Genomic DNA, 22,184 nt, shown 5'->3' on the forward strand with positions numbered 1-22,184 from the left:
GATTTCAATCACTGCTGATGGTGTTTTAAACAGGTATTGTCGAACCTTTTTAAAACAATGCTATTATGTGATGAAGTTAACATTTTTATACTTTTATTTTTGATAAAGTAAACACAAATAAATGTATGTAAGTGATGAGAGATGAAAGAAGTCAAGACTGTTGCTTGCATCTTACATCAAGGAGGGATCTAAGTGATCCGATGTGATTGGAAGTCGTTAGGTGAAGATGACTTGATAATGATAGATAATGAAATAAATCCTCATATGGGAGCAGTTGTGATTGCGACGTGGGAAGAAGGAACTGTTCACCTTGTTAGTCATGGCATAAAGGGATATAGACAAGAACTGTTGCTTATGGAACTAGCGAAAGTTTGGTGTGCAGGGTTTGAAAAAAATACGGTTATCTCTGGCGGATTGCCCTTAACAATAGAATCGGAAAATGAATATTGTGAGCTTGTTGATCAGTTGTGGGTATGCTTTTTTGACTTGATGATGGAACGGAAAAAAGCAAACTGAATCAATATCGTTAATAGAAAGTGTTTTTCACATCCTTTATCAAATTTACTTATATGTGATGTTGCTCACATCCTTTGATCTACATCATCGCTTATGATGGATGAAAGTGTTTTTCTTTCAGAAATAGAAAGGTGTGACCAGCGATGTGGAACACGAGAAATTACGACCACGATCCATTTATTGTCATATGGGAAGTGACACGTGCTTGTGCACTTAAGTGTTTACATTGTCGTGCAGAAGCTCAATATCGTGCAGACCCTAATCAATTGAGTTTCGAAGAAGGTAAGGCTTTAATTGATGATATTGCAACAATGAACAACCCTCTCTTTGTGTTTACAGGCGGGGACCCGTTGATGCGCCCTGATTTATTTGATCTTGCAAAATATGCGATCGAAGAGAAAGGTTTATCTGTATCAATGACGCCAAGTGCGACGCCTAAAGTAACGAAAAAGGCGATAGAAAAAGCGAAAGATGTTGGCTTATCGCGTTGGGCATTTAGTTTGGACGGCTCAACAGCAGAAATTCATGATCATTTTCGTGGAACGAGAGGGTCATATGATACAACGATGCGAGGGATCAGTCATTTACAAGAATTAGATATCCCTATTCAAATTAATACAACAGTGTCAGCATACAATTTAGAAGATATGCCGAAAATGGCCGAATTAATTAAAGAAATGGGTGCGGTGCTTTGGAGCGTGTTTTTCCTTATTCCGACAGGTCGTGGGATGGAAAAAGATATGATTTCAGCAGAGCAACACGAAGAATTAATGGAATGGTTATTTGAGCAACAACAGAACATGCCTTATGATATAAAAGCGACGGAAGCTCCTCATTATCGACGAGTAGCAATGCAAGAGAAGCAGCGTTTAGGATTAAAGCAATCGATGACGACAAAACGTCTTGATACGCTTGGTCGTGCACCCAAGGGCGTAAATGACGGCGATGGTTTTATATTTATTAGTCATACAGGTGATGTCTATCCGAGTGGCTTTCTACCTCTTGAGTGTGGAAATGTAAGAGATGAACCACTGTCCCAAATCTATCGCGAGTCACCAATATTACAAGATTTACGGAACAAAGAGAAATTAAAAGGAAAATGTGGGCGCTGTGAGTATAAATACTTATGTGGTGGATCCCGGGCCCGTGCTTTTGCTATAACGGGAGATTATTTAGAAAGCGAACCGATGTGCACATACGAACCGAAAAGGGCTGAAGGATTTGTTGAAAAGTATCAATGAATCGATCGTTGTTAAGCGATTTTTTTGCATATGAAACGGTAACACTTTAACATAGGGAGCACGTTATCGATCATAAAGGAGAGTCGTACAATGAAAATCACCATAACAGACGAGGCAATAAATTGGTTTAAAGACGAATTGGATTTACAAGGAAATGAATCTGTTCAATTTTTTGTTCGCTACGGAGGTTCTCCACAACTAAAAACAGGCTTTTCTTTAGGACTTGCAGTAAAAGATCCGGAAAACATTGGTTCTGAAACGATCCGCAATGGGATTCGTTTTTATGTAGAAGATGATGATTTATGGTATTTTGAAGACCACGATTTCGACATTCACCTTGATGAAAAGTGGAAAGAGATCCGTTACCATTTTCCAGAGAAAACGAACGAATAAACGTTATATGATAAGTGAAAGGTCGACTTTTTAAGTCGGCTTTTTTTAGTGCGAAATCTTAAGGCGAAAAACAGCATGAACACCAATGACAGTTTTGTGAACAAGATAGAAACGAAAATTAAAAAAGGTCATTTATCTGACGGTGTTTTTAAGAAGTGATTATTCGCTCTGGACTGTGACAGATGTAACAGTGTGAGATATTTCACGCCTGTGGTGTGAGAAAATGCACAGTGGATCTTTTGTCTGTTATCTACAATAAACATAGAACGTTAATCACGTGATAACGCAGAGCTGCGTTGCCAGCGATATTACTACGAAGCAAGGGAGTGAAAGCATTGGAAAGATTAGAGAGATCTTTTTATTCCAAAGCGAGCATGTATTCGTTTGTTGTCGTCCTTATCCTTTTCTTTCTCCTGTGGATCGCTACAGGACAATTTTCAAAAATGAAATGGGCGTCATCGGGATACATTATTTCTTCGTTCATTTTCTTCATTGGGATTACTGTACGAATTTGCGCATGGCTTATCCGTCCAGCAACACACCAAGTGATGAAACGAAGCTTAAAAAACTTACGAAAAAAATCAAGAAAAAAACGTAATGTAAGAGCAATGCTGAAAACAGCTGTAGATAACATCATTTTACAAAAGTTTATCTTCAAACGCGGTTGGTATCGAGGTCTTCAACATTTCTTTATTGCGTGGGGTTGTCTTCTTTCTTTAGCGATTACTTTCGGACTCGTATTCAATTGGTTCTACTTTGACCTTGTCGACCCACAAACGTATCAAATCATCGTCCTTAGTATTCCAACGATTACGATGCACCCAGATGGTTTCTTGGCCTTCATTTCTTACAATGCCTTAAACTTTTCATCGATCATGCTATTAGTTGGACTTATTATGGCGATTTCACGCCGAATTAACAACCACGATACAAAGGTAACACAACGAGCAGAGTTTGATCTATTTCCACTTTATCTGTTACTAGCGGTAACAGTATCAGGTTTGTTGCTCACGTTATCTTACAAATTTTTAGGTGGCTTTATGCACAGTCCGATGGCTCTCGTTCACCAAGCAACAGTCGTGATTTTTCTTGTTTACTTCCCATTTGGAAAGTTATTTCACTTACCAATTCGCCCAATGGCAACTTCTGTTCCGATGAACTATTGGGAAGAAGAAGGAGCAGATACAAGACCTTGTAAGAAATGCGGGGACACATATTCAAACGATGATCAGATTGCAGACGTAAAAGAAATTCTCGGTCAGCAAGCGTTTGATCTACAAATGGAAGACGGTACTTATTTATCAGACTATTGTCCAGCTTGTCGCCGTAGAATTCGCGTCATGACACACCTAAATATGGATGCACCTATCCAAGGAGCGGGAGAGCCAGTAATGACGAATAATGGTATTCATATGCCAGGGTTCGGGCGAGAGCGTGATGAATCTTTCTACAATAAGAAAGAAACGGAGGAGTCGTAATGTCAGAGTTCATAGTGAAAAAAGATGTAAAAAACCTTCACCATGAAGGAGAAAAACTGATTTCAACACACTGTTGTTATTGTGGAATGCAGTGCGGTATGCATATACGTGTGAATGAAAAAACAGGTGCAATAGCAGGGGTAGAACCTCGCTATGATTGGCCAGTGACTCTAGGGAAAATGTGTCCTAAAGGTGTTACAGCTTATCAAACGATTGACCATGAAGAGCGAATCACAAAACCTCTTATTAAAAAAGACGGTCAGTTTGTGGAAGCTTCTTGGGAAGAAGCACTCGATTTGATTGAAAAAAATTATAAAAGATTACAAGCCGATTACGGAAAAGATGCACTATCTGTTTTCGGTGGTGTATCAATGACAAATGAAAAGTGTTACCTCGTTGGTAAATACGCACGGGTTGGACTCGGAACACGTTTTGTTGACTATAACGGTCGTTTCTGTATGAGTTCTGCAGCCGGTGGTTTTATGAAAACATTAGGAACAGACCGCGGTTCAACATTACCATGGCCAGAATTAGAACATACGGATTGTTTCTTCATGTCAGGTACGAACACGGCAGAGTGTCATCCGACGACGATCCAGTGGCTGTGGAAAGCGAGAGATAAAGGGGCGAAAATGATCGTTGCTGACCCTCGTGAAACACCGACAGCGCGCATTGCTGATGTTCACCTCGATTTGAAAGCTGGTACGGATTCAGCACTTGCTAATGGTATGATGCACTTACTTATCCGTGAAGGCTATGTTGATCACGAATATGTTTCAGAACGTTGTAACAACTACGAAGACTTAAAGAAATCTGTTGAACCTTTTACACCAGCTTACACAGCAGAAATCACAGGCGTAAGTGAAGAGAAAATCTTGAAAGCAGCACATATTTACGGACAATCTCCACGTTCAGTCGTCATGTTTGCACGTGGTGTTGAACAGCAAGCAAAAGGTGTCGATAACGTAACATTATATACGTCAATGGCTCTTCTGCGTGGTCAAATTGGAAAATTTGCAGCAGGAGTAGCAACATTTACAGGGCAAGGAAATGGTCAAGGTGGACGTGAACATGGTCAAAAATCTGATGCCCTACCTGGGTATCGTAAAATTGATAATCCAGAACACGTGAAGTATGTTTCAAGCGTCTGGGGTATTGAACCAGAAGAAATGCCAAAAGCAGGTGTGTCTGCTTACGAGATGTTTGATGAAATTCAACGTGGGAATATTCGTTCGATGCATGTCATTTGTAGTAATCCAGCAGTATCAGCACCAAATAACGAATACATTTGGGACGGCTTTAACAAGCTCGATTTCATGGTCGTTAGTGACTTCTTCCTTTCCGAAACAGCAGAGTTTGCTGACGTTGTTTTACCTGTGACTTCTTGGGCAGAAGATGAAGGGACGACGACAAACTTAGAAGGTCGTGTGATCCGAATCCGTAAAGTGAAAGACCCAATCGGTGAATCACAGCCTGACTGGGAAATTATCAATCGAATTACAGAACGTATGGGTAAAAAAGAACATTTCGGTTACGAAAATGTTCAGCAAATTTTTGATGAGTTCCGTCTTGCTACAAAAGGTGGTAAAGCGGATTACTACGGCATTACTTATGACCGAATCGATAATGAAGAAGGTGTATTTTGGCCTTGTCCTTCTGAGGATCACCCAGGGACGCCAACGATGTTTAAAGAGAAGTTTGATACGCCAGATGGGAAAGCGAACTTACCTTCTGTTCCGTGGCATGAACCTGATGAAGTACCAACAGATGAGTACCCAGTGACGTTAACAACTGGACGTGTTGTCTTCCACTACTTATCTGGAACACAAACGAGACGAATTTCTTTCTTAAATGAAAAGTGTCCAGAACCTTTCGTAGAAATGCACCCAGAAATGGCAAGTCAATATAACCTTTCTGACGGTGATGAAGTCAAACTAACAACGAAACGTTCTTCTATGAAACTAGATGTGAAGCTTACAAAAGCGATCAGAAGTGACCATGTCTTTGTTCCGTATCATTGGGGTAAAGAGTTATCGGTTAACTTATTAACAAATCCAGCTTTAGACCCTACGTCACGTATGCCTGAGTTTAAAGTATGTGCCGTTAAGATTGAAAAAGTGTAAGGGAGGGATGAGCCCATGAATAAAGTGATGTATTTAGAATTTGAACGGTGTATCGGTTGTCGAGCTTGCCAAGCAGCCTGTCGTGAGTGTGGGGACCATGATGGCAAAGAGCGAAACTATGTAGAATATGTCGACTTTATGGAAAGTCGTCAAACATATCCAATGATGTGTATGCAATGTACGGATCCAGCATGTGCGCGTGTTTGTCCAGCAAATGCGATTCAGATTACTGAAGAAGGTGTTGTCCTTTCAGCAATGGAAGAGAAGTGTATTGGCTGTCGTAACTGTACGTTTGGTTGTCCATTCGGGATTCCTAAATTCGATTTTGAAGAAAACAAAATGTACAAATGTGACATGTGTTACGACCGTACGCAACATGACATTTCACCAATGTGTGCGTCCGTTTGTCCAAGTGATGCAATTCGCTTCATCGACTTTGAAGAAATGCAAGAGCTTCGTCGCCGTCGCACACAATTAAACCTAGTAGAAGGTAAGAAACCGACAGAACAAGATAAATGGCAATACGTGCCTGAATTCTTTGGTGTCTACTCAGATTAAACGTATGTTAATCAATATAAAGAAGGAGGGCTGACCATGAGTAAATGTAAAAAAGAAAATGCACGATTCCGTAAAGAGTCGGATAAAGAGATGATCAACCTCGTCGATAATTTAAACCAGGATGATGATATGCGCTTTAATCGCCGTGCGTTCTTGAAAACGGCAGTCGGAGCTTCGGTAGCTCTAGGCGTTTCAACGGTACCATTTGGCGTTAGAGCGATGATGGGATTAGAAGACGAAGATTATGAACGTGTAGAAATCACAAAATTATCGGATCTTCCTAAAGGTGAGTCAATGACTTTTAAATATCCAGATGATGATGATGCCATTTTGGTTCACACAGTAAACGGTGACCTCGTTGCTTATAACTCTGCTTGTACCCACTTGAGTTGTCCGGTATTTTATCAAAAAGAAGACGACGTTCTTTTATGTCCATGTCATAGCGGGTATTTCGATGTGAAAAATGGCCATCCAATTGAAGGACCACCGCAAAGAGAATTACCTTTAATTGAAATCAAGGTTGAAAACGATACGGTCTATGCCGTTGGAAGGAAGTATCGCCATGGGTAAAAAAGCGTATTGGATCATTATATTTACTACGTTGATATTAAATGTTGTGATGTTGCAATTGACAACACGAGCATACCTTGGTCGAGAATTTGAAATCGTACCTATATACTCAGGCGTTGCCTTTGTATCAGCCATTGTTACGATTATTACCTTTTTACAGTGGCGTAAAGCAGAATACGGAGATAAAAAATCTTCTTCATAATACGAAAAGTTAAGAGGGTGCTTACAGCATAATCCGTTATCCTGTACCCTCTTCCCTTTTCACTCAAAGAAGCGTTCATTTTGTCGGTTTTGTGAAAAGGATAACAAAATTATAGAAAGAGGCGGTATTATGGCACAAATCACGAGATGGGATCCAGAAGATCAGCACTTTTGGGAAACAGAAGGAAAGAAGCACGCACGGAGAAATTTATGGATTTCTGTTCCTGCTCTGTTTTTAGCCTTTGTTGTTTGGCAAATTTGGTCTGTAACGGCAACTCATTTAAATTCGGTAGGCTTTGAGTTTACAGATGGGCAATTATTTACATTAGCAGCCCTACCAGGTTTAACAGGGGCGACATTAAGAATCTTTTTCACATTTATGCCGGGAATGGTTGGAGGACGAAACTTTACTGTCATTAGTACAGCACTGTTGTTAATTCCAACGATCGGAATTGGTATCGCGGTACAAAATCCTGAAACATCATTTATGACAATGGCGATTTTAGCTGCACTTTGTGGAATTGGAGGTGGAAACTTCTCCTCTTCAATGGCGAACATTAGCCCATTTTTCCCGAAAAAAGAACAGGGTGGCGCTTTAGGCATTAATGCAGGTATTGGTAACCTCGGTGTGAGTGCTGTACAATTTGCAACACCGCTCGCTCTTGGTTTTGCTATGATCGGTGCAATGACAGGAGGATCACAAACGTTACCTGATGGTTCTGAAGTATATATCCAAAATGCGGCCTTTGTATGGGTGATTCCAATTGTACTTGTGACAATTGCAGCATTCTTCGGTATGAATAACCTCCCAGGCACGAAACAAAGTTTCAAAGAACAGTCTGTTATTTTCAAAAATAAACATACATGGATTATGACGTGGCTTTATACAATGTGTTTTGGTTCATTCATTGGTTATGCAGCAGCATTTCCACTTCTTATTAATTCTGAATTTCCAGAGCTAAACGCTGCCGGTCTTGCGTTCCTCGGACCACTTATTGGTGCTCTTATTCGTCCGGTAGGAGGATGGATGTCTGATAAATTAGGCGGCGCAATCGTTACATTTTGGGATATCGTGATTATGATTGCAGCAACCTTTGGTGTTATTTACTTTATGAATGCTGATAATTTTGTTGGCTTCTTAATCATGTTCTTGATTTTGTTCTTAACAACAGGAATTGCAAATGGATCAACGTTCCGTATGATCCCAGTTATCTTCCCGAAAAAACAAGCTGGTCCAGTACTTGGTTTTACAGCAGCAATTGCTGCATACGGCGCCTTTTTCATTCCAGAAATTTTTGGTTGGTCGATTGAATCAACTGGTTCTGGTGCATTGGCTCTTTACCTCTTTGTCGTATACTATTTAATCAGTTTAGTGATGAACTGGTACTACTACTCGAGAAAAAATGCAGAAGTGAAGTGCTAGTAATTCAACAGGTGTTGGGACATATCCCCAATATGAGCCAGGCCTTTCAATAGGTCTGGCTTTTTTTGAGGTTATCTGATGAAAAAGAAAGAATTTAGGAGAAAATAATATTTACTTGTGATGTAGTTAACGTTAGAATCTAGTATGGTGTCCATTATATATCTGTAGTTTTAAACCTTTATATACTGTGGGAATAGTGTTAATATGAAAGTATATGATTATTGTATATTATTTTATTAAAGAAAGAAGGTTTTCTTTATGGAAAAGAAAGAGCTTGAAATGAAACGGTTCTTTAATGAGATCTCAGAAGAAAACCAAGAGCTATTATTAACGTATGGTTTAGAGGTTCGAGTAAAAAGTGGGACATACCTGTTCTATGAAGGGGATTCCCCAGAATATGTATATTTAGTCCGGTCTGGAAAAGTTCGTCTCAGTAAAATGACGGCTGATGGAAAAGAGTTTTCCATCCATTTAAAACAGAAGGATGAACTTGTAGGTGAAGTAGGACTATTTAATGAGATGGCGATCAGCGTGACTGCAGAAGTGCTTGAAGATGCGACGCTCGTCCGATTTGACCGTAAAACGCTAGAAACAATCTTCCGCAAAAATGGCGAAGTTGCCGTTGCATTTATGAAGTGGTTTGCGCGTCATACGCAATCGACGCAAGCGAAATTTCGTGATTTGATACTTTGTGGAAAGACAGGGGCCTTTTACTCGACATTGATTCGTTTTGGCAATTCTTACGGCGATAAAACGAAGAATGGTATTCGGATTAGTGTTCAGTTAACGAACCAAGATATTGCTAATTATATTGGTACAACACGGGAAAGTGTTAATAGAATGCTCAACGACTTAAAAAAGGATGAGGTTGTCTCAGTAGATAATGGTTACATTACGATTCATAACTTGCAATTTTTAAAAGATTATTTGCATTGCGGTGATTGCCCCGTTGAAATATGTACCATTTGACCTAAAGGTCAGAGCTTGATAATTATCAAGTTCTGACCTTTTTTGAGGTTATTGGTGGTTACAATTCTTTAGCTTCCAATTGGAGAGCATCACCGTAAAGTGTTTCTTCACCTTCAGTTGTGATCAAAGTTAGTGATTGAATCGTAACGGATTGCTCATGAGCTTGGATATCAACTTCTGTTAACAAACCTGAAATAAGATGAACGCCTGCATTGTAAACGTCAACGTGTTGCCCCTTTAAGGAACGATATTTGGCATCGGTTAAATAGGGAACCCATTGACGAAAATTGTGATAAATATAGACAGGCTGTCCATTTTCTATATAACCAAGTTTTGTTTCTTGATCATCGACCTCGGCTTGAAGTTGCTCAGCTATTAGTGAAATGGTTTCATTCACCGTTTGTAATGCTTGAAGAGAGAGAGCTTTAGGAAAGGAAATAATCACTTTTTTTTCCTCAGCTAGATGAATGGCTTCAATTGTAAAGGAGCGCCCTTCATTTTCAACATGACAAACATACCGGTTATCTTGAAACCGAAAATGGTGGAAACGCATAATTGGTAACATTTGTATTCTGTCTTTGTAGGTTAGGTTGACGGAAAACATCTTACATACACCTCTCAACGTCTTGATATAACGATGATAACAATTGTTCATGCGATTAGCTGTATAAAATCTCACACTGCTCTTTTCCATCCTTTGTGATTCAAATCACATTCAAATATATGAATGTGTCGTACGATAGCTGTAAAGAAAATAAAAATGAATGGTGGGGTTGAGTCGATGAACTGGTATGTACCTAGAGAGCATGGTGCTTGGGCGATGCTTATTGTTCCATATTGGATTGGAGCTGCTGTAAGTGGAATAACATTGTGGCACATCATCTTTTTTCTTGCAATTTTCTCTTTTTATTTTGCACAAGGACCTATATTATCTTACATTCGAAATCCTAAAAAGAATAGAGATGTCGGCCCTTCATTAACTGTATATTTATCGATTGGGGCGGTTTTTTTAATCCCTGTTTTAATCAGCGAACCAACAATCATGATTTTAGGGTTACCTGTGGTACCATTGTTTTTAATAAACCTATGGTTTGCTTATCGTAAAAATGAACGAGCGTTTACCAATGATGTCGTAGCGATCACGTGTTTATCATGGCTTCTTGTTCTCGCTTATTACCTTGGAGAAGAGACCATTTCAAGTGAAGCATTGGCTTTGTTTGCATGGACGATTGCTTTTTTTGTAGCTAGTGTGTTTCATGTAAAATCTTTAATTCGAGAAAAAAAGAATCGTACATTTCACCGTATCTCTTTTGCTTATCATATACTATTGGTCATATTACCCATCGTTATGCAAGCGTATTTACTCGTGATTCCTTTCTTAGCTAGTGCCTTAAAAACGACGTTTATTCCAGTAAATCGTTACGGAAAACCGATGCATATCGGTGTAGCAGAAATTGTAAATAGTCTTTTATACATCGGATTTGCGGTAATGAGCTTTTATATGGGGTATTTATAAGGGCATAGAAGTCACTTGATTGGTGTACCTTAATCCTAAAAGGGGGGAAGGTACATTGGGTCAAAAACGACAATTTGAGCCAGGAGATCATGCACCAAACAACGGTGTGTACGTAGAAATTGGAGAAACGGGGAGCAATGTCAACGATCCGAAAAGTTTACGCATGAATGCAGGTGATCGTTTCCCTGATACGAGCAACGATGACCGAAAATGGTCGTATAAACGAAAACAAGAAACAAAGCATTAAAAAGAAAAGCTGATGTTTGTGGTGTTTATCTTCATTTTCCACAATACATCAGCTTTTTCTTGGCTTTTGAGGATGAATATTTTTTGTGAAAATGGATGTATATTTCGACATTTGTAACCATTTTAGGTATTGTTGAATATAGACGTAGTCCAACATTGCTGAAAGAATGATAAAAGAGGTTAAGATTAAAGGTTTGCTCATGTTTCCTTTCACTCCTCTCCTTCATATGTTATGGTCTTTTTGCAATGTTGTGAGTTTGGTGGAAAGGGTTTAAACGAAATGTAAAGCTTTGATGTCGGTACTTAAGTGGTGTTGTATTGATGAAATGGCAAGAGAGGTGGAGAAAAATTTGCCTTCACGAACGCGAATTTTAATGATGGGATTACTCATCTTTTCGGTGATTATTATTGCTAGCTATTTATTTTTATATCAAGTATTGCTTTTACCACAGTGGCTAGCTTTCTTATTGGCAGTCGGCCTCAGTTTGATCGTCGAACGTGCATATTATATTCGTAAATTTTATCGATGATGTTTCGTCGATAAAACATTAACTTTTATAGTTATGAAGGGAGTATGAATAAATGATGGAACAATCACCAGAAAACCTCCGTGAATTAGCACAAAAATTAACAACAGGTTATAAAAAAGTGCAAGAGGGGAATTATGAACAAGGAAAAGAAATTTTAGAACCTTTAATGCCAATCTTCCATAGAAGTGATCAACCAAACATGACTCTTCTTGTACATTATGGTTTTGCACAAGTAGGTACTGGAAATGTTGAAGGTTTTCTAGAAACCTATGCGGAAGTTAAAGAAATTTCACCAGCAAACAAACGGGAAGCTCAGTTAAAAGATCAAGCTAAATCGCTTGTTAATGAAGTGTTAGAACACATACACAGTGAAACATAATGATAATGATAAGCTGACTCATAAAGGTGTAAAGTGTTTTGTGGCAGTAACTTTGCCAATTAGTCACCTTCCTTTGTAGAGTCAGCTTATTACATTATTGAAGTTACTTTCCACTACCCTTAAATGATTTAACAAAATCAATAATAGGTCCGAATTGCTTTAAGGCAGGTTTTAGTTTATCGGCATTATTCATCAGGTTTCCAACATGTTCCATAATTTCGTCAAAATCGATATCTTCGTTTTCATTATTTGACTCTGAATCGGTTTGTTTTGTTGTAGCATTCGCCTGTGGTTGTTGGTTCGCTTCGGAGCTTTGGTCGATCACCCCTTTATTTCCGAACATCATTTGATCAAAAAAGTTTCCTTTTGGTTGCGTATTCTCATCTTGATTTTGTGAATTTTGACGATCGTTTTTCATACATAACCTCCTTTCGGACCGAAGCTTTTCCATTAATACAATATGCTAAATCTTGTTTGCCCGTGCAATGCTTGTAATAATTGATGCATTTGCTGAACAAAGGATTGCATTTTGTTTATGACTAGGTCATAATATGTAGTATAATATTTAATCTTTAAGAACGTTTAAGTATGCCATATAGAGGAGGAACGAAGATGAAAGCAGGAATCTTAGGGATGGGGGCGTTTTCCCCTGAACAAGTTTTGACTAATGTTGACCTTGAACAACGTCTTGATACATCAGATGAATGGATCCGAACACGTACAGGTATAGAAGAGAGGCGAGTCGCTGGTGAAGAGACGAGAACAAGTGATATGGCTTACGAAGCAGCAAAGGAAGCAATTGAAAATGCGAATATAGATGCAAAGGAGATCGATATGATCCTCGTTGCCACCGTGACACCAGATCGACCATTTCCTTCGGTATCTTCTTTATTGCAAGACCGTTTAGGAGCAGCGCATGCTGCAGCAATGGACGTTAGTGCAGCTTGTGCTGGTTTTATTTACGGAATAGTAACAGCAAAACAATTCATTGAAACTGGCGCTTATAATCGGATTTTAGTTATTGGTGCTGAAAAGCTTTCAAACATTATTGATTGGGAAGATCGTAATACGGCCGTTTTGTTTGGTGACGGTGCTGGAGCAGCAATTATTGGCCCAGTTTCTGATGAAAGAGGTATCCTTTCTTTCGAATTAGGAACAGATGGGTCTGGTGCTGAACACATTCATCAACAAGAATATCTTAAGATGAATGGTCGAGAAGTATTTAAATTTGCTGTTCGACAAATGGGTGAATCTTCGTTAAATGTATTAGAAAAAGCAGGTTTAACGAAAGATGATTGTGATTTTCTAGTTCCACACCAAGCGAATATTCGCATCATGGAAGCTGCTCGAGAACGTCTAGAATTACCTATAGAAAAAATGTCAAAGACGGTCAATAAGTATGGCAATACTTCCTCGGCTTCGATTCCTCTCTCCTTAATGGATGATTTAAAACATGGTAAAATTGAGGACGGAGATGTCGTCGTTCTTGTCGGATTTGGTGCAGGCCTCGTATGGGGAGCAGTAGCGATTCGTTGGGGAACATAAATTTTAATATTCGTCGTCATTATGACTCTCTATGATTTGAAAGGAGAAATAAGTATGCAAAAAAATCGTGTCGTCGTGACTGGAATGGGAGCTGTTACGCCACTGGGGAATCATGTAGATACAACATGGGAACAAGTGCTAAAAGGGCAGTCAGGTGTGGGAGAAGTTACCCACTTTGACGCATCCGAATTTCCAACACAGATTGCAGCAGAGCTAAAAGATTTTGATCCAGGACAATTTATGGATAAGCGTGATGCCAGAAAGATGGACAGGTTCACTCAATATGCAGTTGCAGGTGCAAAAATGGCACTTGAAGATGCCGATTTAACAATAGACGAATCCAACGCAGAACGTGTAGGCGTATGGATCGGATCAGGAATTGGCGGGATGGAAACGTTTGAGACGCAATTCCGTAATTATGAGAAAAAAGGACACCGTCGTGTGAGTCCATTCTTCGTTCCGATGTTGATACCAGATATGGCCTCAGGACAAGTGTCTATTTCCACAGGTGCAAAAGGAATTAATTCTTGTTCAGTGACAGCTTGTGCTTCCGGAGCGAATTCCATTGGAGATGCTTACAAAGTCATTGAGCGTGGCGATGCGGATGCGATGATTACTGGGGGAGCAGAAGCACCGATTACAGAAATCTCCTTTGCTGGTTTTACGTCAGCGAAAGCTTTATCTACAAATGATGACCAAAAAACAGCAAGTCGTCCATTTGATAAAAATCGAGACGGATTTGTTATGGGTGAAGGATCAGGCATTCTGATTTTGGAATCATTAGAGTCAGCGAAAAAACGTGGTGCCACGATCTATGCAGAAATCGTTGGTTATGGTGCAACAGGTGATGCTTATCACGTCACTGCCCCTGCCCCTGAAGGAGAAGGTGCTGTCAGAGCGATGAAAGAAGCGCTGAAAGATGCAGAGATTTCCCTTGAAGATGTGGAATACATCAATGCTCATGGTACGAGTACAGAATACAATGATAAGTATGAAACAAGAGCAGTGAAAACCGTATTTGGGGATCATGCATACAATTTAGCAATGAGTTCAACGAAGTCGATGACAGGACACTTACTTGGCGCAGCAGGTGCCGTTGAAGCTATTTTCTCAATCCGTGCAATCAACGAGGGAATCTTGCCTGCGACAATCAACTACGAAACGCCTGATGAAGATTGTGATTTAGATTATGTCGCAAATGCTGCTCGAGAACAAAATGTTAACGTCACGTTAAGTAACTCTTTAGGTTTTGGTGGTCACAACGTTTCTCTTATCTTTAAACGTTTTAGTGAATAGTTTTATTAACTGCTAAGAAAGGTCAGCCTATAGTGGGCTGACCCTTCGTTTGCGTTGGTTTTATTGAGGTGCAATTGTTAAACTTTCCTCTTCATCCTCTACAGAGATGTCTTCTGACAGATCGTCAATTTCTAAAAACTCATGTAATTCGTTAATGTTTTGCTCGAAATCTAATTCTAATACAGCACCAGCGTGATTGTAGTGACCGTCTTGGTAACTATTTTCGACAGGAATCCTTAATGTTTCGATCTCATCAACAGGGTTTCTGACAAAATCATAACCGTAAGTACGTAGTGTATCAGTTCCTAAATTTGTTTGAATAAAAGGTTCGATACCACCGAGTAATTCAGGTACACGACCGACTCCGCTTAAAGAAACAACTTCATCTTTCAGTTTTGAGAGAATTTCTTGTTGTCGTTCAACACGACCAAAGTCGTTGTCTGCATCACTTCGAAAGCGTACATACTGAAGTGTATCTTCTCCATCCATAACGTGTTCTCCAGGTTCAAAATTAATGAGGAACTCCCCTCCATCATAATACATATGGTTGTCTACAGTCACGTTAAGTCCTTCAGGAGCCATGATATCTACAACTCGTTCAAACCCATCAAAATCGACTTGTGCATAGTGATTAATTTTAATCTGAAAATTTTCCTCGATTGTTTGCCGTAATAATTCTAAATCGCCCAAAGCATAAGCGGCGTTAATTTTATTATGACCATAACCTGGGATGTTTACATAAGAATCTCGCATGATAGAAACGAGCTTTGCTTCTCCATCCTCTGGACGATATTGTCCGACCATAATCGTATCTGTACGATTTCTTCCTGATTCTTCGTCTAAACCGACAAGTAAAACATGGAGATAATCAAGGTCCTCGTCTTCCTCTGTTTCTTCGAATATGACTTCATTATTTTCTGTGTCGGAATCTCCTCTTTGTTCTAATGATTCTTGGCGTGCCATGTCAAACTGGTTTTTGCTATATGCAGCGACAGAAAGTGCCGCAAGCATAACGAGTAAAAACGTGAGTAAGACGATTTTAGATTTTAGTTTCGGTTGCCTAGCGTGTTCATTATCAGATTTTGTCATGGATTTTCACCTCTTTATTCGTTCCGTGTCGATTATAACAGAAAATGTTTCGAACGAAGAGAAATCAAGTGAAATTTTAAGATTTCACAAAATGAAGGAATCGAACGTTTTGTTTGATAAAAGGTCTTTTCATAAACGTCGTTTGTTTTTGATAAACTTAGCGAAGTGAATGGTGGCGATTCTCGGTCAGCGGTTACGTCCAGCGTGTCGTTCGCTCTTCATTGCGTGCATAAGAGAAGGGTTAACGGAGCGTATGCTCGTCCGCCCCCTCAAAAAATGATGTCTTTGGCTGAAATAACAGGTCGTATGTCCGCGGCAAAGAAGGTAACCATGAATACGAACAAGTGACGTGTGAACCGATGTCGTCTTGTGCCTAATGTCCACTTGTAACGAATCCAAAAGAACTTTATATTTTGCTAATCCAATGATTCCCTCAATGAAGAGGTGAATCATTATAGATGTAATATGATAGATGGTTCATTGTGTGCAGCGGTTAGATTTGTATGTATTTATTGTCATTGTAACCATATGGTGCCTTTAGGTATACAAACAACATGTTAAGAGGAGTCAGGGGTTCATTATAGAGGATTGTCAACTTACTACATATTAAAAAAGTGAAATCAATGATTTTTAAACAAAGAGTGGTAGACAAACGAAAGGAAATGAAATAGTGAGCTTTAATTAAATTGTACAAATCTCTACTGGACATTTCCCGCAGTGAAGTGTGGATTTAAGAAAGTTTAAGTCATGTAGAATGATCCAGCCGTTTTCTTGCGTTAGAATCTCTTTTTTTTCTAATTCTCTGAGCATTCGATTAGCTGTTTCTCGTGATGTACCAATAAAATTGGCAATGTCTCGGTTGGTTAATTTTACATCAATAAGTATACCGTCAGGATGATTTTTGCCAAAAGAATTGTTAAAACGGATGAGAATTGAATACAGTGCACCAGTTTTTCCATATAGTAAAAGGTCACAGAACTTTGCCTGCGTAGATTGAGTATTTCGTGCAAACAGTTTAATAAATTGGACCGCGATATCACCGTTTTGAGTGAATAAGTTTTCTAGGAGTAGGCGATCAAAGCATACAAGCTCGGCATCCTCAACGACTTCCGCAGTCATACTTGTACTCATTTCATTAAATAAACTAAACTCACCAACAATTTCATCTTCTTGTTTTAAGTGAAGGTAAAAGGTTTTATGGTCAATCGTCATTTTACTTAGACGGACTTTCCCTTTTTGTATCAAATAAACATGATTTGTTTGCTCTCCTTCATAATAAAGTGTCGTACCTGTTCGGTATTTCACTCGAGTCCCTTGCTGAAGGAGGTATTTTTGTTGTGTGCTCGTTAATTGTTGAAAAAACGGTGTGGCCTTCCCATCCATCTCCCCCATCCCCCTTTTCAATCACCTAGAAGTGATTGTTTGTATGGAAAGAATATCATAATCGTCAAAAAAAGAAAACACGCTTGAAATGTGTTCGCAGAACGTGTTAAAGCTGCATAAAATTATTATCAAAGGGGGGGATAGTGTGGGTATTGAACCAACGAAAAGGTGGATTGAACGGTTTTCGACGAAGCAGCAATCAATAACGAATGTTCATGATTTACACAAGTTACAGGAACGTTTTCTTGTTGAACCACTTTATGAGCATTTCAGATACGGTTCGTTACGGAATGTACATGAAATACTGATGAGAAACGGTCTAAGTCCTCCTCATGCGAAACTAAGTAAATGGATTAAATTAATGAAGAAAAAAGAAGTATATGTTTTATTAGAAAGACAATTTCATCGCTTGAAAGAAGATTGGAAGGGACCTAATATTCCGGTTTATCTATTTCCTCTAGATGAACGGAACCATTTCATTATGAAAAACTTAGGCAAGAAAAATGGTGTAACTTTTCCTTCTTGTATTCTTTTATTTGTTCATGAATATACGGAAGTAGAAGATATTTGTGCGCTTCTTACACATGAGTACAGCCATGCGTGTCGGATCGAAAAATTTTCGATTGATGAAAAGACTGTATCTCTTTTAGAGTCAATGGTTATGGAAGGGATCGCTGAAATGTCTGTTCTCAAGTACCATGGGGAAAAACATGTAGCTCAATGGACAAAGGGTTATTCCGAAACCCTTTTGCAAGAGTGGTGGCATCGAGCTTTTATGAAACGTTTGAATATGAGAGGGTTAGCACAACAACATCCTTTTCTTTATGGTGGAAAGTATCAGTTACCGCCGTGGATTGGATATGCGCTAGGCTTTTCGATAGTTGAGAAATATCAGAGGCAAACGAAAGAAGACGTAGATAAAATTCTAAATACATCAGCTGAGTATATTTTACAACGTTCTCGTTTTGAAGAGGAAAAGAAGGAAAATCACTAAACCTCTAGAAGTTGTAATCAAAGTTAATGGATACGTACTTAATGGAGGTTTTTTTGTGGTTTTCCGTATCTTTTTTTTGTTATTAGGTTTTGGTTTTTCGGTGTCTGGGGGTATTAGCCTTGTGGCCTATTTGAATTTATTAACAGCGGGTTATTCAATCATAGATTATTTCATGTTTATCACGGTAAGGATAGAAACGATTTTTTTTATTATCGGTATTTTTTTGATCTGGACAAGCATTTATTTTCCTTTTCGTCAAAAGAAGTAAAAAGTTCATCTAATCAGTGGAATAAACTGGTTTTCCCCTGACCATACTGATACTAAAATGAATTGCTTGGTATAGGGGGCAATATCTTATGGAAAATATCAAGGATGTTTGGGTGAATTGGTTCGAAGGTGAAGAAAATGGTTATAATGTGTGTGAGTTTTTTGAATGGCGCAAGTCAGATCGCATAGAAATGCTCGACAAAGTCGTTGTTTTGAAAGTAGAACCATCATTATTTTCAATCATCGAAAACAGCTTACAACCATTACCGCAGGCGTTATTAGCAGATGTGTATGAACAAAGTTATATGAGAAAAAATACACAACGCCTCCCACTTGAGTATTGTTTTATTGCAACGGATGGTGAGCGAACTTTAACCGTTGATACACTTGGTTATGTGACACCGATTAGAAAAAGTCGCCTCGTTCCAAAGCAGGAAGAACAAGTCATTGAAATGGCTGGTCACCTAGAAACACGAAAATATAACCTAAGTGATGAGAAAAAAAGCAGAGAATATCATATGCTTTCACCTCACCCATCATTAATGTATGGGTTAAACAGAAAAGAACGACAGTTAAAACAAATTTTGTTTATGGCTTTAGATCAATTACATACTGAAGCGTCGTTAGCGGAAGTTCGTTATTGGTTAACTGAATGGGCTCCGCACCACTATGAAAAAATTCAAGCGATGACATTTGAACAAGCATGGAATGTTCTTTATGACTCAATTGCAACAGGTTGGTCGGAAAAGCATGAAGAGTTTTGCGAAGCGATCATTAAAGGACAACCGTTTTTCGAAAAGCTCTGGGAACTTCAACAAGATGAAAGTGTAAAAAATAAGTAATAAAAAGGTCGGTCATAGTAGACTTAATCGTTTACTGTGACCGACCTTTTTTATTTGTTTACTTGCGTTTGCGGCCTAGGCCCATTGCTCGTTCTGCTTTTTTCAACGTTTTATTAGCGACTCGATGAGCTTGTTCAGCACCTTGGTCTAGAATGTCATCAAGTTCAGGAGACTCGATTAATTCATTGTAACGGGTTTGGATGGGTCGAATTTTATCAATCACAGCCGTTGCTAGCTCTTGTTTGAATGTGCCGTATCCTTGGTTTTTATAGGTCGTTTCTAGTTGTTCAATCGATTGGTCAGTTACGAGTGAAAAGATGGAAAGGAGGTTTGAGATCGCTGGTTTTTCTTCTTTATCAAAGCGAACTTCTCCTTCTGAATCAGTAACCGCACTTTTGATTTTCTTTTCAATTTGCTTTTCGTCGTCGAGCATAGAGATGTAACTTTTAACATTTTCATCTGATTTACTCATTTTTTTCGTTGGGTCTGCTAAGGACATAATTCGTGCACCAACTTTAGGTGTTTGGATCTCTGGAATTGTAAAGATATCGTTATGTTGACTGTTAAACCGTTCAGCTAAGTTTCTAGTTAGTTCTAGGTGTTGTTTTTGGTCTTCACCAACAGGTACGATGTCCGTATTATAAAGTAATATATCGGCAGCCATTAACGGAGGATATGTTAATAACGCTGACGAGACACCTTCCTTACCAGCGGATTTATCTTTAAACTGGGTCATTCTCTCCAATTCACCTATGTACGATACGCATTGCATGATCCAACCCATCTGTGCGTGCGCTGGAACTTCTGATTGAATAAAAAGTGTTGATTTTTTCGGGTCGATCCCGACAGCTAAATAAAGCGCAGCAAGGCTACGGATGTTTTTTCTTAGTTTCAGTCGGTCTTGGGGGACGGTGATTGCATGCTGGTCGACAATGCAAAAGTAGCATTGATTTTCCTCTTGTAAGTCGACAAAATGTCTCATAGCACCAAGATAATTGCCAAGTGTGATTGTTCCACTCGGTTGAATTCCTGAGAATATCGTATTCATCTTTCTCATCCTTTCGGTATTTTTCATCAAAAAAGCATAAAAAAATCCGTCCTGCACTGCAGGGACGGAAGACCGCGTTGCCACCCTAATTACTCTCGCAAAGAGAGTCACTTAAGCCGAGGATCAAACAAACCAAATGTTTGTCCACCTCAATAATCGATAACGGCGATTTCCGTTAACCCCTACTTTTGTCATTATTGACATAACACGTTCAAGGTTAAATGCTCCAAAGCCCAATTCCTTAACCGATGCTCCCTGTTCACAGCAACCACAGGGTCTCTGAAAAGCGTTCACGGTATAAGTACTTCCTTTTTCATTGCACGATTTATAATTTATGTAATGCACTTTCCATTACTCATTACTTTTGTTTAAATATTATAGTTTAAATAAAACAAGTTGTAAATGCGGAGAAAACAGATAATTGATTCAATTATGAAACGAATAACAAGTAATTCATCGATAAATATAAAGCAATCATGATCAAAGCACTTCCTATACTTAATGCTTTACCTTTAGGATCTCTGTTTGCGTTTAAAAATATAATGACATGAAAGGCAAGTAGCATCAATAAAGTAATGTATTGTCCGTGTTCTACGGAAGATAGTAATGGACCATTGAGGTCACTGACATCAAGTGCGATGAAAAGGAATAAGTTCATGATGTTGCTACCAAAAAGCATTGCAATCGCTAATCGCACGTTTTTAAGCCCTAATGCAACATAGACAGAAACAGCCTCTGGTAAAGAGGTTGCACAAGCGATAGCGACTGTACCGATAAAACTTGAAGAGATTGTGGTTGTTTTAGCAATATAATCACCAGAAAGTGCAAGTGTAGAACCAAAGATTAAGATCAATACAGTAGAAATGAAGAACCCGTATTTTGCTTTTCTGACCGAAATGGCTCGTGTATGGAAACTTTCATCGTTTTCATTGTCAGCAAGGGGATGTTTTTTTTGAAAGTGCTGATATAGAAAATAAATGAAGAAAAAAATGACTGCTGCAATTGATGACCAGCCAATATACAAACGTTCATCCCATATAGAATCCACTTGAGTATCAATCCATAACAGCAATGTAACAGAGAAACTCATGATAAAAGGGCCACGGACGAATAAAAATGATTGTTCAAGAAGCCTGTGCCTCGTAAATATGATATGAGCGATAGCTAGGATCAATAAATTGAATCCATTACTGCCAAACATATTTCCAGCTGCGATCTCACGGTTATCAACAGAGAGGGCAACCCAACTCGTTGTGACTTCTGGTAATGTCGTAGCACCTGCAAGTAGAAAAGCACCGATGAAGGCGGTCCCCCATTTCGAACGCTCGCTAAGTACATCGGCATATGATGATAATTTGATTGAAGCAAGTACAGACATGAGTGCAGAGAGGAGAAAAAGCAAAATCGCCATGTAATGTCTCTCCTTTAGTATTGGTTATAATCAAACAAAAAAGACCTTTTTATGCGAAGGTATTACCTTCTGCACAAAAAGGTCTTGCGTCCTTTGCTTTAGCAAAGTTCGATAAACCGAGCGAATCATCGCTGTCTTGACGATTTATCGACCAATCTGGTCGCTA

The 22,184-nt window shown here is 39.0% G+C and carries 25 protein-coding genes and 1 other annotated feature; of the genes, 19 read left to right on the forward strand and 6 right to left on the reverse strand.

Annotation, left to right across the window (positions count from 1 at the left end; genetic code table 11):
* Positions 1-192 precede the first annotated feature (192 nt).
* From HNQ41_RS14820 to HNQ41_RS14865, 10 genes are all read left to right on the forward strand, one after another.
* Positions 193-516: a prenylated flavin chaperone LpdD gene (locus HNQ41_RS14820; RefSeq protein ID WP_184665216.1), complete on the forward strand. Its 324-nt coding sequence runs from the start codon at positions 193-195 to the stop codon at positions 514-516.
* Between the two features lie 143 nt (positions 517-659).
* Positions 660-1,757: a TIGR04053 family radical SAM/SPASM domain-containing protein gene (locus HNQ41_RS14825; RefSeq protein ID WP_184665217.1), complete on the forward strand. Its 1,098-nt coding sequence runs from the start codon at positions 660-662 to the stop codon at positions 1,755-1,757.
* A gap of 90 nt (positions 1,758-1,847) precedes the next feature.
* Entirely contained in the window at positions 1,848-2,150 is a 303-nt protein-coding gene (locus HNQ41_RS14830) for a HesB/YadR/YfhF family protein (protein WP_184665218.1), read from the forward strand.
* A gap of 335 nt (positions 2,151-2,485) precedes the next feature.
* Positions 2,486-3,628: an MFS transporter gene (locus tag HNQ41_RS14835; RefSeq protein WP_184665219.1), complete on the forward strand. Its 1,143-nt coding sequence runs from the start codon at positions 2,486-2,488 to the stop codon at positions 3,626-3,628.
* Positions 3,628-5,751, forward strand: coding sequence for a formate dehydrogenase subunit alpha (gene fdhF, locus HNQ41_RS14840; protein ID WP_184665220.1), 2,124 nt, complete (start codon positions 3,628-3,630; stop codon positions 5,749-5,751). The genes HNQ41_RS14835 and fdhF overlap by 1 nt, the downstream gene beginning before the upstream one ends.
* A 15-nt stretch (positions 5,752-5,766) precedes the next feature.
* Complete coding sequence (locus HNQ41_RS14845) at positions 5,767-6,309, forward strand: 4Fe-4S dicluster domain-containing protein (RefSeq protein ID WP_184665221.1); 543 nt, start codon at positions 5,767-5,769, stop codon at positions 6,307-6,309.
* A gap of 36 nt (positions 6,310-6,345) precedes the next feature.
* Positions 6,346-6,879 (forward strand): QcrA and Rieske domain-containing protein, encoded by a 534-nt coding sequence (locus HNQ41_RS14850; protein ID WP_184665222.1) that lies wholly within the window; start codon positions 6,346-6,348, stop codon positions 6,877-6,879.
* The gene (locus tag HNQ41_RS14855; RefSeq protein WP_184665223.1) at positions 6,872-7,081 is read left to right on the forward strand and encodes a hypothetical protein; all 210 of its coding nucleotides are present in this window, start codon (positions 6,872-6,874) and stop codon (positions 7,079-7,081) included. The genes HNQ41_RS14850 and HNQ41_RS14855 overlap by 8 nt, the downstream gene beginning before the upstream one ends.
* Before the next feature lie 129 nt (positions 7,082-7,210).
* Positions 7,211-8,503: an MFS transporter gene (locus HNQ41_RS14860; protein ID WP_184665224.1), complete on the forward strand. Its 1,293-nt coding sequence runs from the start codon at positions 7,211-7,213 to the stop codon at positions 8,501-8,503.
* Positions 8,504-8,761: 258 nt separating this feature from the next.
* Positions 8,762-9,472 (forward strand): Crp/Fnr family transcriptional regulator, encoded by a 711-nt coding sequence (locus tag HNQ41_RS14865; RefSeq protein WP_184665225.1) that lies wholly within the window; start codon positions 8,762-8,764, stop codon positions 9,470-9,472.
* Positions 9,473-9,530: 58 nt separating this feature from the next.
* Here the strand turns inward: HNQ41_RS14865 and HNQ41_RS14870 are convergent, their stop codons facing one another.
* Positions 9,531-10,076: a hypothetical protein gene (locus HNQ41_RS14870; protein WP_184665226.1), complete on the reverse strand. Its 546-nt coding sequence runs from the start codon at positions 10,074-10,076 to the stop codon at positions 9,531-9,533.
* 177 nt (positions 10,077-10,253) lie between these two features.
* Between HNQ41_RS14870 and HNQ41_RS14875 the strand changes: the two genes are divergently transcribed.
* The 4 genes from HNQ41_RS14875 (at position 10,254) to HNQ41_RS14890 (ending at position 12,143) form a co-directional block, all read left to right on the forward strand.
* The gene (locus HNQ41_RS14875; protein ID WP_184665227.1) at positions 10,254-10,988 is read left to right on the forward strand and encodes a YwiC-like family protein; all 735 of its coding nucleotides are present in this window, start codon (positions 10,254-10,256) and stop codon (positions 10,986-10,988) included.
* A 55-nt stretch (positions 10,989-11,043) separates the two neighbouring features.
* Entirely contained in the window at positions 11,044-11,235 is a 192-nt protein-coding gene (locus HNQ41_RS14880) for a YjzC family protein (protein WP_184665228.1), read from the forward strand.
* Between the two features lie 349 nt (positions 11,236-11,584).
* Positions 11,585-11,764, forward strand: a complete 180-nt coding sequence (locus HNQ41_RS14885; RefSeq protein WP_184665229.1) for a hypothetical protein — start codon at positions 11,585-11,587, stop codon at positions 11,762-11,764.
* Positions 11,765-11,816: 52 nt separating this feature from the next.
* Complete coding sequence (locus tag HNQ41_RS14890) at positions 11,817-12,143, forward strand: amidohydrolase family protein (RefSeq protein WP_184665230.1); 327 nt, start codon at positions 11,817-11,819, stop codon at positions 12,141-12,143.
* Between the two features lie 103 nt (positions 12,144-12,246).
* Here HNQ41_RS14890 and HNQ41_RS14895 read toward each other — a convergent pair whose 3' ends face one another.
* Positions 12,247-12,561, reverse strand: a complete 315-nt coding sequence (locus HNQ41_RS14895; protein WP_184665231.1) for a hypothetical protein — start codon at positions 12,559-12,561, stop codon at positions 12,247-12,249.
* Between the two features lie 194 nt (positions 12,562-12,755).
* Between HNQ41_RS14895 and HNQ41_RS14900 the strand changes: the two genes are divergently transcribed.
* Together HNQ41_RS14900 and fabF are read left to right on the forward strand one after the other, a co-directional pair.
* The gene (locus HNQ41_RS14900) at positions 12,756-13,688 is read left to right on the forward strand and encodes a beta-ketoacyl-ACP synthase III (RefSeq protein WP_184665232.1); all 933 of its coding nucleotides are present in this window, start codon (positions 12,756-12,758) and stop codon (positions 13,686-13,688) included.
* A 54-nt stretch (positions 13,689-13,742) separates the two neighbouring features.
* Complete coding sequence (gene fabF, locus HNQ41_RS14905) at positions 13,743-14,984, forward strand: beta-ketoacyl-ACP synthase II (RefSeq protein WP_184665233.1); 1,242 nt, start codon at positions 13,743-13,745, stop codon at positions 14,982-14,984.
* Between the two features lie 60 nt (positions 14,985-15,044).
* On the opposite strand, the gene HNQ41_RS14910 is transcribed toward fabF, so the two are convergent.
* Together HNQ41_RS14910 and HNQ41_RS14915 are read right to left on the reverse strand one after the other, a co-directional pair.
* Positions 15,045-16,073, reverse strand: a complete 1,029-nt coding sequence (locus HNQ41_RS14910; protein ID WP_184665234.1) for an LCP family protein — start codon at positions 16,071-16,073, stop codon at positions 15,045-15,047.
* Between the two features lie 681 nt (positions 16,074-16,754).
* Positions 16,755-17,456 (reverse strand): Crp/Fnr family transcriptional regulator, encoded by a 702-nt coding sequence (locus tag HNQ41_RS14915; RefSeq protein WP_246421725.1) that lies wholly within the window; start codon positions 17,454-17,456, stop codon positions 16,755-16,757.
* A 145-nt stretch (positions 17,457-17,601) separates the two neighbouring features.
* On the opposite strand from HNQ41_RS14915, the gene HNQ41_RS14920 reads away from it, so the two are divergent.
* The 3 genes from HNQ41_RS14920 to HNQ41_RS14925 all read left to right on the forward strand — a co-directional run bounded on the left by HNQ41_RS14920 (position 17,602) and on the right by HNQ41_RS14925 (position 19,559).
* Positions 17,602-18,450, forward strand: a complete 849-nt coding sequence (locus tag HNQ41_RS14920) for a DUF2268 domain-containing putative Zn-dependent protease (RefSeq protein WP_184665236.1) — start codon at positions 17,602-17,604, stop codon at positions 18,448-18,450.
* Positions 18,451-18,505: 55 nt separating this feature from the next.
* Positions 18,506-18,718: a YuzI family membrane protein gene (locus tag HNQ41_RS16960; protein WP_484600385.1), complete on the forward strand. Its 213-nt coding sequence runs from the start codon at positions 18,506-18,508 to the stop codon at positions 18,716-18,718.
* A gap of 88 nt (positions 18,719-18,806) precedes the next feature.
* Positions 18,807-19,559: a DUF3603 family protein gene (locus HNQ41_RS14925; protein ID WP_184665237.1), complete on the forward strand. Its 753-nt coding sequence runs from the start codon at positions 18,807-18,809 to the stop codon at positions 19,557-19,559.
* Between the two features lie 58 nt (positions 19,560-19,617).
* On the opposite strand, the gene trpS is transcribed toward HNQ41_RS14925, so the two are convergent.
* The gene (gene trpS, locus HNQ41_RS14930; RefSeq protein WP_184665238.1) at positions 19,618-20,607 is read right to left on the reverse strand and encodes a tryptophan--tRNA ligase; all 990 of its coding nucleotides are present in this window, start codon (positions 20,605-20,607) and stop codon (positions 19,618-19,620) included.
* A 57-nt stretch (positions 20,608-20,664) separates the two neighbouring features.
* Positions 20,665-20,933 (reverse strand) — a binding site (T-box leader).
* A 104-nt stretch (positions 20,934-21,037) separates the two neighbouring features.
* The gene (locus tag HNQ41_RS14935) at positions 21,038-22,018 is read right to left on the reverse strand and encodes a sodium:calcium antiporter (RefSeq protein WP_184665239.1); all 981 of its coding nucleotides are present in this window, start codon (positions 22,016-22,018) and stop codon (positions 21,038-21,040) included.
* Positions 22,019-22,184: the final 166 nt, after the last annotated feature.

The sequence above is a fragment of the Texcoconibacillus texcoconensis genome (assembly GCF_014202575.1).
GTDB classification, from domain to species: Bacteria; Bacillota; Bacilli; order Bacillales; family Salisediminibacteriaceae; genus Texcoconibacillus; species Texcoconibacillus texcoconensis.

Bases quoted from the DNA above. Each gene is read 5' to 3' on its own strand.
- HNQ41_RS14860 (WP_184665224.1), top strand. From the start codon at position 7,211: ATGGCACAAATCACGAGATGGGATCCAGAAGATCAGCACTTTTGGGAA.
- HNQ41_RS14870 (WP_184665226.1), bottom strand. From the start codon at position 10,076: ATGTTTTCCGTCAACCTAACCTACAAAGACAGAATACAAATGTTACCA.
- HNQ41_RS14875 (WP_184665227.1), top strand. From the start codon at position 10,254: ATGAACTGGTATGTACCTAGAGAGCATGGTGCTTGGGCGATGCTTATT.
- HNQ41_RS14825 (WP_184665217.1), top strand. From the start codon at position 660: ATGTGGAACACGAGAAATTACGACCACGATCCATTTATTGTCATATGG.
- HNQ41_RS14895 (WP_184665231.1), bottom strand. From the start codon at position 12,561: ATGAAAAACGATCGTCAAAATTCACAAAATCAAGATGAGAATACGCAA.
- trpS (WP_184665238.1), bottom strand. From the start codon at position 20,607: ATGAATACGATATTCTCAGGAATTCAACCGAGTGGAACAATCACACTT.
- HNQ41_RS14910 (WP_184665234.1), bottom strand. From the start codon at position 16,073: ATGACAAAATCTGATAATGAACACGCTAGGCAACCGAAACTAAAATCT.
- HNQ41_RS14900 (WP_184665232.1), top strand. From the start codon at position 12,756: ATGAAAGCAGGAATCTTAGGGATGGGGGCGTTTTCCCCTGAACAAGTT.
- fdhF (WP_184665220.1), top strand. From the start codon at position 3,628: ATGTCAGAGTTCATAGTGAAAAAAGATGTAAAAAACCTTCACCATGAA.
- HNQ41_RS14845 (WP_184665221.1), top strand. From the start codon at position 5,767: ATGAATAAAGTGATGTATTTAGAATTTGAACGGTGTATCGGTTGTCGA.
- HNQ41_RS14850 (WP_184665222.1), top strand. From the start codon at position 6,346: ATGAGTAAATGTAAAAAAGAAAATGCACGATTCCGTAAAGAGTCGGAT.
- HNQ41_RS14925 (WP_184665237.1), top strand. From the start codon at position 18,807: ATGGAAAATATCAAGGATGTTTGGGTGAATTGGTTCGAAGGTGAAGAA.
- HNQ41_RS14830 (WP_184665218.1), top strand. From the start codon at position 1,848: ATGAAAATCACCATAACAGACGAGGCAATAAATTGGTTTAAAGACGAA.
- fabF (WP_184665233.1), top strand. From the start codon at position 13,743: ATGCAAAAAAATCGTGTCGTCGTGACTGGAATGGGAGCTGTTACGCCA.
- HNQ41_RS14890 (WP_184665230.1), top strand. From the start codon at position 11,817: ATGATGGAACAATCACCAGAAAACCTCCGTGAATTAGCACAAAAATTA.
- HNQ41_RS14915 (WP_246421725.1), bottom strand. From the start codon at position 17,456: ATGGATGGGAAGGCCACACCGTTTTTTCAACAATTAACGAGCACACAA.
- HNQ41_RS14855 (WP_184665223.1), top strand. From the start codon at position 6,872: ATGGGTAAAAAAGCGTATTGGATCATTATATTTACTACGTTGATATTA.
- HNQ41_RS14865 (WP_184665225.1), top strand. From the start codon at position 8,762: ATGGAAAAGAAAGAGCTTGAAATGAAACGGTTCTTTAATGAGATCTCA.
- HNQ41_RS14935 (WP_184665239.1), bottom strand. From the start codon at position 22,018: ATGGCGATTTTGCTTTTTCTCCTCTCTGCACTCATGTCTGTACTTGCT.